8 protein-coding genes are annotated in these 9,113 nt (G+C 68.5%); 3 read left to right on the top strand and 5 right to left on the bottom strand.

The window, feature by feature from the left end; genetic code table 11:
- Window positions 1–105 precede the first annotated feature (105 nt).
- Together ACFYSH_RS28205 and ACFYSH_RS28200 are read right to left on the bottom strand one after the other, a co-directional pair.
- Window positions 106–711: a class I SAM-dependent methyltransferase gene (locus tag ACFYSH_RS28205; RefSeq protein WP_359479315.1), complete on the bottom strand. Its 606-nt coding sequence runs from the start codon at window positions 709–711 to the stop codon at window positions 106–108.
- A gap of 121 nt (window positions 712–832) precedes the next feature.
- Entirely contained in the window at window positions 833–3,079 is a 2,247-nt protein-coding gene (locus ACFYSH_RS28200) for a serine/threonine-protein kinase (protein WP_359479317.1), read from the bottom strand.
- A gap of 567 nt (window positions 3,080–3,646) precedes the next feature.
- Between ACFYSH_RS28200 and ACFYSH_RS28195 the strand changes: the two genes are divergently transcribed.
- Together ACFYSH_RS28195 and ACFYSH_RS28190 are read left to right on the top strand one after the other, a co-directional pair.
- Window positions 3,647–4,039, top strand: a complete 393-nt coding sequence (locus ACFYSH_RS28195) for an FKBP-type peptidyl-prolyl cis-trans isomerase (RefSeq protein ID WP_359479319.1) — start codon at window positions 3,647–3,649, stop codon at window positions 4,037–4,039.
- 421 nt (window positions 4,040–4,460) lie between these two features.
- Entirely contained in the window at window positions 4,461–5,882 is a 1,422-nt protein-coding gene (locus ACFYSH_RS28190; RefSeq protein ID WP_359479323.1) for a serine/threonine-protein kinase, read from the top strand.
- A 331-nt stretch (window positions 5,883–6,213) separates the two neighbouring features.
- Here the strand turns inward: ACFYSH_RS28190 and ACFYSH_RS28185 are convergent, their stop codons facing one another.
- Entirely contained in the window at window positions 6,214–6,771 is a 558-nt protein-coding gene (locus tag ACFYSH_RS28185; protein WP_388756186.1) for a hypothetical protein, read from the bottom strand.
- 50 nt (window positions 6,772–6,821) lie between these two features.
- Window positions 6,822–7,067, bottom strand: a complete 246-nt coding sequence (locus ACFYSH_RS28180; protein WP_388756183.1) for a hypothetical protein — start codon at window positions 7,065–7,067, stop codon at window positions 6,822–6,824.
- 125 nt (window positions 7,068–7,192) lie between these two features.
- On the opposite strand from ACFYSH_RS28180, the gene ACFYSH_RS28175 reads away from it, so the two are divergent.
- Window positions 7,193–7,633 (top strand): ATP-binding protein, encoded by a 441-nt coding sequence (locus ACFYSH_RS28175; protein ID WP_359473698.1) that lies wholly within the window; start codon window positions 7,193–7,195, stop codon window positions 7,631–7,633.
- 380 nt (window positions 7,634–8,013) lie between these two features.
- Here the strand turns inward: ACFYSH_RS28175 and ACFYSH_RS28170 are convergent, their stop codons facing one another.
- The gene (locus ACFYSH_RS28170) at window positions 8,014–9,048 is read right to left on the bottom strand and encodes a hypothetical protein (RefSeq protein WP_388756180.1); all 1,035 of its coding nucleotides are present in this window, start codon (window positions 9,046–9,048) and stop codon (window positions 8,014–8,016) included.
- Window positions 9,049–9,113 lie beyond the last annotated feature (65 nt).

Genomic DNA, 9,113 nt, shown 5'->3' with positions numbered 1-9,113 from the left:
CTGCACACCTACAATCACCACCGCGGACACACCGCGCTCGCAGGCAAACCACCCGCCAGCCGCGTCCCCAACCTCACAGGGCAATACACCTAGGTCCGGCGCAGCTCACCGACGGTGGACGCTGACGGCATAGCCACCGCCGTCGTAGGGGTCGGCCTCCCAGGTGGCGAAGCGGTCGACGAGGGTGAGGCCTGCTGCGGTGCAGCAGTCGTCGTACTCCGACAGCGTGATGCTGGGCGGCACGGGCAGGTGAGCTTCGTCCAGGCCGAAGCCTGCGATCATCAGGCCGCCCGGGCGCAGAGCCTCGGACAGGCGCTCGACCACCGTGGCTTCGGTGCCGGGAGCGAGCAACGGGAAGATGTTGCCGGCGGCGATCACAAGATCGAATCCCGCCGCGATGCCGAGCCGAGCCGGCTCGAACTCGGTCAGATCGACTTGGAACCAGGGGAGTTCCGGCGCGTGCTTGCGCGCCACGGCCAGCATCGACGGGTCAAGATCCACGCCGACACAGTCGTAGCCGAGCTCCGCGAGCCGGATCATGACCCGTCCGGTACCACACCCCGCGTCCAGCACCCGCGCCCCGACGGGCACGAGAGCTGTGCAGAACCGCGCCTCGCCATGCACCTCCTTGCCGCTGCGGGCCAGGGTCGCGAATCGTGCGGCGTAGTCCTCCCCGGACACCTTTCCGGTCAAATCCGTCCAGCGAGTCATGAGACCAACTATAGGCCGACCGTGGGGCGACCCGAAGAAGCGGTTCCACGCTCTCGCGTGTGAACGGCGCGTCGAGAACTCGGCGAGGGCGCAGGCGACCGGGTGGGTGCGGTGCCGCGGGTCAGCCCGACTTCGTCGGCTTCTGCCCGTCGAAGGCGAAGAGGGTGTTCCTGGCCGCAGCCACGATCACCGCACGTCCCGCCACGGTCACGCGCGGGCTCGCGCCCTGCTCGCCCGTCAGACCATCGGCCTGCGGGTCTGTCGTCCACAGGGTTCTGCCGTCGTCAGGTGACAGCGCGACCACCCGGCCGGTGGCCGAGCTGAAGTACAGCGCGTCAGCCCCCGCGACGGGGCCCGACGCGCCCTCCACGCTCGTCTGCCGCGACCACTTCTTCCTGCCGTTCGTGGGGTCGAGCGCTGTGAGGAGGCCGGTCTGCCCGCTCACATAGACGGTGCCGCCCGCCATACCGGGCGTCCCCGCGTACGTCTTGGCCAGCCGGGAGTACGTGACCTTCCGCGAGGCCGGGTCGACCCGCACCACCCCGTCGTAGCCGGCCGACGCCGCTCCTTCCAGGTGCTCCTGGAGGAGTACGAGCCTGCCGTCGGCGACGCCCACCGGCACGGCGGGGCCGTCGACCGCGATGGGCCTGCCCAGTGTCCCCGAGACGCGGTCGAGCGTGTACAGGGTCGGGTGACTCACCCGTGAGGCATCCACCTGCGCATGCGTCGCGCACATGGCGAGGAGCTGTGGTCCCACCGGGACGGGAGCGCACTGGGTGTCCGCGGGGAACGACGTGGTCCAGATGACCTCACCGCTGTGCGCGTCCCGGGCCTCGAGTCGGGAGTTGGAAGCGTCGACCGTCACGACGGCGGAGCCGACCACGACGGCGTCCTGGGTCCGCCCCGTGACGGCCGTCGACTGGGCGCCGGAGGGCACGGACCAGAGCTCCCGGCCGTCGTCCGCGTCCATGGCCACCACCTCGCTGGGAGGGCCCTGCGGGGCGTCCTCGGCGGCGAAACGGTACCCGAGCACCGTGTCGTCGGTGGCGCCCACCAGGTGCATGCCCTGGACGGGGACGCCCGGGCTCTTCACCGTCCACGCCCGCGAGCCGTCCAGGGTCTTGATGCGGGTCGCGACCACACCGCCGCCGCCACAGAACAGCGCGTCGCCGCGCGCGACGCACCGCAGTTCGTCGGGGATGTCCTCGCGCCCGCCCCGTACAGTCACGTGCCACGGCTTGAAGCCGTCCGGAAGCGCGGCAGCCGGCGTCGCGACGCTGTTGCCCTTGTCACCGCCGCTGTTCCCGCCGAAGCTCCCCGTCGCCAGCGTGGCGGCTCCCCCGCCGATCGCCGCCACCGCGACCGCGGCCGCGAGCACGGGACGCCATCGGCGACGCAGCCGGCGGCCCACGGGGGTGCCGGTGCTTGCCGCTTCGGCACCGGCCGGGTCGGTGGTCGGGGCGGTCAGCGCAGGGGTGGCACGCGTCCCGGAGTGATGCTGGGTGTCCATGTCGCGGGTGCGGCCCGTGACATGGACACCCTGCACGTCGGTCCCACCGAGGTCGGCCGGCAGGTCCCGCAGCAGCACGAGGAGTTCGTCCGCCGAGGGGCGCCCCTCGGGGTCCTTGTCCAGACACGACTCGACGACCGCACGCAAGGCCACCGGTACGGCACCCAGCGACGGCTCCTCGTGCACCACCTGATACGCCGTCATATAGGGGCTGTCCGAGTCGAAGGGCCCGCGGCCCGTCGCCGAGTAGACCAGCAGCGTCCCCAGGGAGAAGACGTCGGATCGCGGCCCCACACCACGCGGCGCCTGCAACTGCTCCGGTGACATGAACGGCGGCGTACCGATGACCCGCCCTGTCATCGTCAGCGTCTGCTGGTCCACGGCGCGCGAAATGCCGAAGTCGATGACGCGCGGACCGTCGGGCGAGAGCACGACGTTCGAGGGCTTCAGGTCACGGTGGACGACTCCCACTCGGTGGATGTCGCGCAACGCCTCGGCCAGCCCGATGGCGAGCTTCCGCAGCTCAGCACCGTTCAGCGGGCCCTTCGCGGCGATGTGCTGGGCGAGTGTGTGCCCCTCGATGTAGGTCGTCGCCATCCAAGGCTGCTCGGCCTCAGGAGCAGCGTCGACCACGGCGGCGGTGAACGCGCCGCTCACCCGCCTCGCGGCTGCCACCTCCTGCCGGAAGCGGATGCGGAACTCGTCGTCCCCCGCGAACTGCTGGTGGATCAACTTGATCGCGACAGGCCGCCCCGAACTCGTACGGGCCAGGAAGACCGTGCCCATGCCACCCGAGCCCAGCCGCGCCTCGAGCGGGTAGCCGCCGATCTCCGCTGGATCACCTCCCCGCAGCGACACTCTTCCCGACCTCCGTTCCCCGTGCACCTTCGCCGGCACGGGCCTGCGTACCTGTCCTGCACACAAACTAGCCGCACGGCGGTACGGCAGAGTGAAGCGGGTGACGACCAGGGGCCGCGACAGCGGAAGCACGGGCTCCGCCGCCCCCGACGACTTCGCGGAACGAGCCCGTAACGCCCACACCGCACATAGGCCCGCGCACAGGGCCGCACATCAGGAGCCCTTCGTGAGCCGGTCGTACGATCCCGTGCTCAGGGAAGCTCGATGCCTCTGCCAGTTCTTCTCGTCGTCACTCCCGCGGCCCACCGCGTGGACACGGCCGTGCCCAAGATCGGCGGGCAGCCCGTCCGGCTGGAGCGACCCACCTGGCCGCTTTCGCGGTCGAGCGAAGAGCCGATGCAGTTCCTCGGGCAGTTCGCCGGCGCCTGGCCTACCTGTTCCTGGCTGCCAACGAGGAGGGGTACGTCGAGATGGGCGTTGCCGGTAGCGTGATCGCCTGCCGCATGGAATGTCCATGTGTCCGGCCGGCCCGTGCGGGGGACGCCGGTGGCGAGCGATGGGACCGTGATGAGCGAACTGACGAAGCCCAGAATCGAGGTCCCGGAGGGTGACGCGCCCACCGAGCTGACGAGCCGGGACCTCGTGGTCGGGGACGGACCCGAGGCCCAGCCGGGCAGGGTCGTCCAGGTGCACTACGTAGGGGTCACGTTCGCGTCCGGAAGGGAGTTCGACTCCTCCTGGGAGCGGGGCCAGCCGTTCAAGTTCGCCGTGGGCGGTGGCAAGGTCATCAAGGGCTGGGACCGGGGAGTGAGAGGAATGAAGGTCGGCGGCCGACGCGAGATCATCGTTCCCCCGCGTCTCGGTTACGGCAAGCAGTCACCCTCTGCCTTGATCCCGGCGGGCTCGACGCTGATCTTCGTCGTGGACCTGCTCACGGTCGTGGGCGGGCCCGCCGGGTAGTGACGGTCAGGGCGCCTGTCGGTGGCCGGACTGATCGCGACCGCACCGTGCTGCACGAGGGGCTGCGCAACGGCCTGCCCCGCTACCTCGACCAGGGCCTGCTTAGCCAGCATCGGCCGGTGCTACGCGCCCTGGCCGGTCACACCCTGCGCACGATGCGGGAGGACGCTGGCCCTCAGCTCGCCTCCCGCACACGGGCGGCCTCGTGACAGCCATGTCGACGGCCCCCTCGGCCCCGTCATGCGCGGTTTCCTCTCCAGTCCGTCAGCCAACCGCGCCTCCTCGAGTACGTGCGACAGCCTGGAGCGCCTCTGTCGGCGAGAAGGTGGGGTACTCCAGCTCTTCGTGGGTACCCGCGTTTCCAGGCGCGCCGATCGCGGCGCGCCGAGGGCATTGGCCCTTCGATGCAGTGGGAGAGGGCATGAGGCTTCGTGACTTTGCTCAGGCCACAGCTTCCCTGTGCTCCGCCGACGTGCTGGGCGGCCGGTACCGTCTGGACAAGCTCCTCGGCTCAGGCGGTGCTGCGGATGTCCACCGAGGTTTCGATCTGCGGTTGCGACGACCGGTAGCGGTCAAGATCTTTCGTCCCGACGCCGGCGTCGGCATGGAGGAGACCTGGCACAGCGAAGCGGTGATCTTGGCCCGGCTGCACCATCCTGGGCTTGTCACCGTCTACGACGCCGGGCAGCACGATGGACGCGCCTTCCTGGTCATGCAACTGATCCAAGGTGACACACTGAAGACCCGCATCGCTGAGGGACCGCTGCCACCCGAAGCGGCTGCTGCAATCGGCGCGGACCTCGCTCATGCGTTGGCTCACGCACACGAAACTGGAATCGTCCATCGAGACGTCAAGCCGTCCAACATTCTCCTGGATGACAGGAACCGGCCCCATCTCGCCGACTTCGGCATCTCCCGGCTGCTGGACGCCACCGCCCACACCGCGACTGGCACACTTATCGGCACCGCCGCCTACCTCTCTCCCGAGCAGGTCCTCGGCGAGCCTGTTGGCCGGCCCGCCGACATATACGCCCTCGGTCTGGTGCTCCTCGAATGCCTCACAGGCGAACTCGAGTACGACGGTGCCCCTCTTGAAGCCGCGATCGCACGACTGCACCGACGCCCCGTCCTGCCTCACTGGCTGTCGGAGCAACTGAGCATTCTGCTGCGAGACATGACAGCCCTGGACGCACAGAACCGTCCAACGGCCCGTCATTGCGCGCGCATCCTGACGGCGCTGGCCGACGAGGCCCACATCGCACCCGAACCGTCGGCGCCCGCCACCAACCTCATCGCCGGCAAAGGGTCATCGCGCACGGCCGAGGACACCCACACGAATCCAATGGTCCGTAGAAAACGGGCCGCTCCCCGCACCACGCCCGCGCGTGGTCGCACCCTCATGGCCGGTGCGACCATCGCACTCGCCGCCGTCACGGCAACTGCCCTCTCCGTCACCGGCAGCTCCGCACCACAAGACAACGACCGAAGCGCGACCAGGGCTACCAGCACCCCCACAGGAGAGGCGGAGCCCTCTGGCAGCGCAGGGCAGAAGAAGTCGGACACGACATCCACGGCGGCGCCACCCTCTGAGTCCGCCGAGGGACAAACCACCCACCCCGGTTCTCACGATCCGAAAAGGGAATCCGCTGCCGCCGCAGCCGCACACGGCTCATCGGACAAGGCGACGCACGTCACGCCGACCCCCGACACATCCGCAGCGACAACGCAGGGTGGCGCGCCGACCGCCGCGCCACACGGACCGCCTGGCCAAGCCAAGAAAGCAGGAGAGGCCGCGAACAAGGCCCCGCAGAAGAAGGGCAACAAGAGGGCGCCGCAACGCTGAAGGTGCGAAGCGAACGCCGCCTGACGTCGTCGACCTCGAACAAGCGAGCTACCTGCCCCCTTCGTTCGGTGACACCGTAAACGGTCGCAGGGCCAGCAGCCTTCCGAGACCGAGATCCCCGGGGCGGCCGGCTCCGCAATCCATGGATGCGGATATCACGACCAGTAGGGGCATGGGGTTGGGTGACGTCGCGCCGCTTCGCACTGGTGAGCGACATTGCTGGTGTTTGTATCCACCAACCTCCGTTGAGGCAACCTCGAGGACAGCTGGACGCCGGCCCTTCATGGGCCGACGGCATCGGAAGCGTCACCGGCGTTACGCGACTTGCCCCTCATGACGCCTTGCTGTCACACACATCCGACTTCTCGACCTTCTCGGTGAAGGAGACGATCAGACGCTTCATGGCGTCGGCGTCCCTGTGGTCGGAACCGTAGGCCTGAACTCCGGTGTAAAGCTCTTGCCCGTACTTCTCGTCAACGCAGCCTTCCGTCTTGCCGAAGGCCTGCCAGCCGGAATACATGTACCGCCCCGCGTCCGCGCTCTTCTCCACCCGCTCGAGGGTCTGACTGCCGAGGAAGTACGCCGTGTCAGCGCCGCCCTGCCACCATTTCTGGACCGTTCTGACGGCGAGCTTTCCATCCACGGACACATCGCACCAATTCCCCGAGAGGTGGATGACGGGCTTGACGGAGAGCTTCTTCCCCGGCCGGAGGAACGGAGTGAGTTCCTTGGTGTCGAACGGTATGCCACAAAGGGTGCCTGGCACGGAATAGTCCCTGGTCTCCTCGTCGGCGCCGCATCCTGTGACCGTGGCGGCCAGGACGACGAGAGCGACGGCGGCGAAGGCAGGAGCGGAGCGTGTCCCAGGGACCGGTCGACGGCGGGTCATGGTGGTACCTCTCGAGGGCTGCTTGGCATCTGGAAGGTTTGGCTACTTCATCAGGACGTTGTCCGGCTGCCCGGCGTACGACCGTCGACGATCGCCTGGGCGTCGTTGAAGCCCCGTTCACCGCTTTCGAGGGCCCAGGCCTCGGCGTCGGAGGCGTCGACCATGCCGTATTTTTCCGCGGCCAGCCGAGCTGCCTGGCCCGAGCGGTTGCCGTTGTTCTCCGAGCTATCTTGCCAGCGACCGCCCCGCGCATCCTCGGAGTCCTCCAGTTCCGTGCTCTTGAAGTCCTGGAACATGGATTCGAGGACGGTGCCGGTGATGGTGGTGGTGGCTCCACCCGCGACGGCTCCGATCCAGGGGGTGGCGACGAAGGAGGTTACTACGCCGACCGCCGTACCGAGACCACCCGAGATGCCGCTCCATGAACCACGCGCTGCCCCAAGTCGACCGCCCCACCCGCACCTTTACCCAGCTCCTGTCGTCCACGCGACGCGGCGCCCGGCTGGCCAGGCTGCTCGCCGTGACCGAGCTGCGGACCTGGGGCGCCCCGCAGGACCTCACGGAGCGTGGCGAACTCGTGGTCGCGGAGCTCGCCGCCAACGCCGTCCTCCACGGCCTCGTACCGGGTCGCTGTTTCCGGCTCACCCTCGTCTTCGACCCGGCGGCCGGCCGTCTCCGCGTCGAGGTCACCGACGCCCGCGGGGAGGTGTACCCGCAGCCCCCTCCGGCGGACACCGAACCCGAGGCACTACACCCCGGCGGACGCGGCCTGCTGCTCGTCGCCGCCCTCGCCGACCACTGGGACTGCGTACCTCATCCACCCGGCGATAAGACCGTCCGCGCCGAACTGTCGACGCCTTGACCACCCCATGACCACGCCGAGCGGAGAAGTACGGGACCCTACCTCGGCGCCCTCATGGACCTGCGCTCCACCACCGAGGCCCCGAGGCCACACCGACCCGCGCCTCCTCACCCCTCATCGCCCGCGACCAGCGGTCATCGGTGACGCCTGCCGCTTCCAGACAGGCACCGCAGGGGCCCTCGCGTTCCGAGAGCCACCAAGGACCGGACGGCCGGACGCGACGCGTTCGATCAGCAGACGTCTCCCGAAGACCGTCAGCCGGGCATTGTGGTGGGACGCGAAGACCTCCGTGTGGTGTGTTCCCAGACAGTTCCACCACATCGGAGGTCTTCGCCATGTTCAAGACTCACGACTGTCAACAACGCTCGTGATCAATACGCCTAGCTGATCATGCCCCGCGCCGTCGCAGACGGGGTATGCCCGTCCTGGGCCTGCTGCGCGCGTTCCGCCACCATGCGCGTAAGCGCCTGCAACTTATCCAGCTGGTATCTCCCGAAATACTCTGCAGTCTTGCCCTCCGACACCGCGACGACGACGGTGCCCACCTGCACCCACGATTGGCCCCGTTTGTTCGAATTATCGTCCGCGAACTCGATGGCGATCGACTGGTCACCGAAGGCCGGCATGGCCACCTGCGTGGCTCCTTTCGCCTTCGTCAGCTGCTGCGTAGTGCGCTCGTAGAAGCCTTGCGCGTCGTCGGCCGAACCCCAAGCAGCCACTATGAAGTCCGCGTACTGGTCATAGGGATCGTCGAAGGCCCCCTGCGCCACGCTGAGGAGCCCCGGGCAGTGGTCTGCCGGCAGTTCCTGGCAAGCGGCAGGACCCGTGGTGAGAGAGGTCGAATCTCCGCTGGTCCAGCCACTTGGCATGCTGTGTAGGTCAGGGGCGACAGCCTTGACCATCGTGGAGTCCTTGAGTGCGGTGACCCTGTGCCCCGAAGCAGCTGACGGCGGGCCGTCGCCGTCAGTAGCCAACCGAGCCAGCCCCCAGATCAGCAGTGCCATCACGGCGACCGCCGCGACAACAGCCATCAGCGCCCAGGGATCGCCCTTGCGGATCTTGGTGACCGCCTGATTGCCGAGCACAAAGGTGCCGCGGGCCCGGCTGCCGCGGTCGACGTTGATGCTGTGCGAAATGGTGGACACCACGTTCGGTTCAGGCAGGGCCAGGACGCTCGCCAGATCCGCGGCGAACGCCGGGTCCTCGGACAGCACCTCCGACAGCCTCTCGTGCAACCGCGAGCGCGCGTCGGGATCGTCCGGTGACTCCTGCACCGCCAGAACGGCCTCTTCTCCCTGGCCGATGCCGCTCAATCGGCGGCGCACCAGATCGACGACTGTGTTGCCGATCGCATCGGCAGTCCCCTGTCCCACCGCCTCCACCGCAGCATTCGCAAGGTCCATCACGTCTGTCACGCCCGCCCCCAGACTGTTTGGTTCCCTCAACTAGCCTATGACATCAACGAGTTGTGAGATCCGGT

Origin of the sequence: Streptomyces sp. NPDC005791, from assembly GCF_042871485.1 — a bacterium.
GTDB lineage: Bacteria > Actinomycetota > Actinomycetes > Streptomycetales > Streptomycetaceae > Streptomyces.
The sequence above is the reverse complement of the archived record's forward strand: the minus strand, read 5'-3'. Positions and strand labels throughout refer to the sequence as shown.

Excerpts from the sequence above, each read along its gene's own strand:
- ACFYSH_RS28205 (WP_359479315.1), bottom strand. The coding sequence starts at position 711 with ATGACTCGCTGGACGGATTTGACCGGAAAGGTGTCCGGGGAGGACTAC.
- ACFYSH_RS28195 (WP_359479319.1), top strand. The coding sequence starts at position 3,647 with ATGAGCGAACTGACGAAGCCCAGAATCGAGGTCCCGGAGGGTGACGCG.
- ACFYSH_RS28190 (WP_359479323.1), top strand. The coding sequence starts at position 4,461 with ATGAGGCTTCGTGACTTTGCTCAGGCCACAGCTTCCCTGTGCTCCGCC.
- ACFYSH_RS28185 (WP_388756186.1), bottom strand. The coding sequence starts at position 6,771 with ATGACCCGCCGTCGACCGGTCCCTGGGACACGCTCCGCTCCTGCCTTC.
- ACFYSH_RS28180 (WP_388756183.1), bottom strand. The coding sequence starts at position 7,067 with ATGTTCCAGGACTTCAAGAGCACGGAACTGGAGGACTCCGAGGATGCG.
- ACFYSH_RS28175 (WP_359473698.1), top strand. The coding sequence starts at position 7,193 with ATGAACCACGCGCTGCCCCAAGTCGACCGCCCCACCCGCACCTTTACC.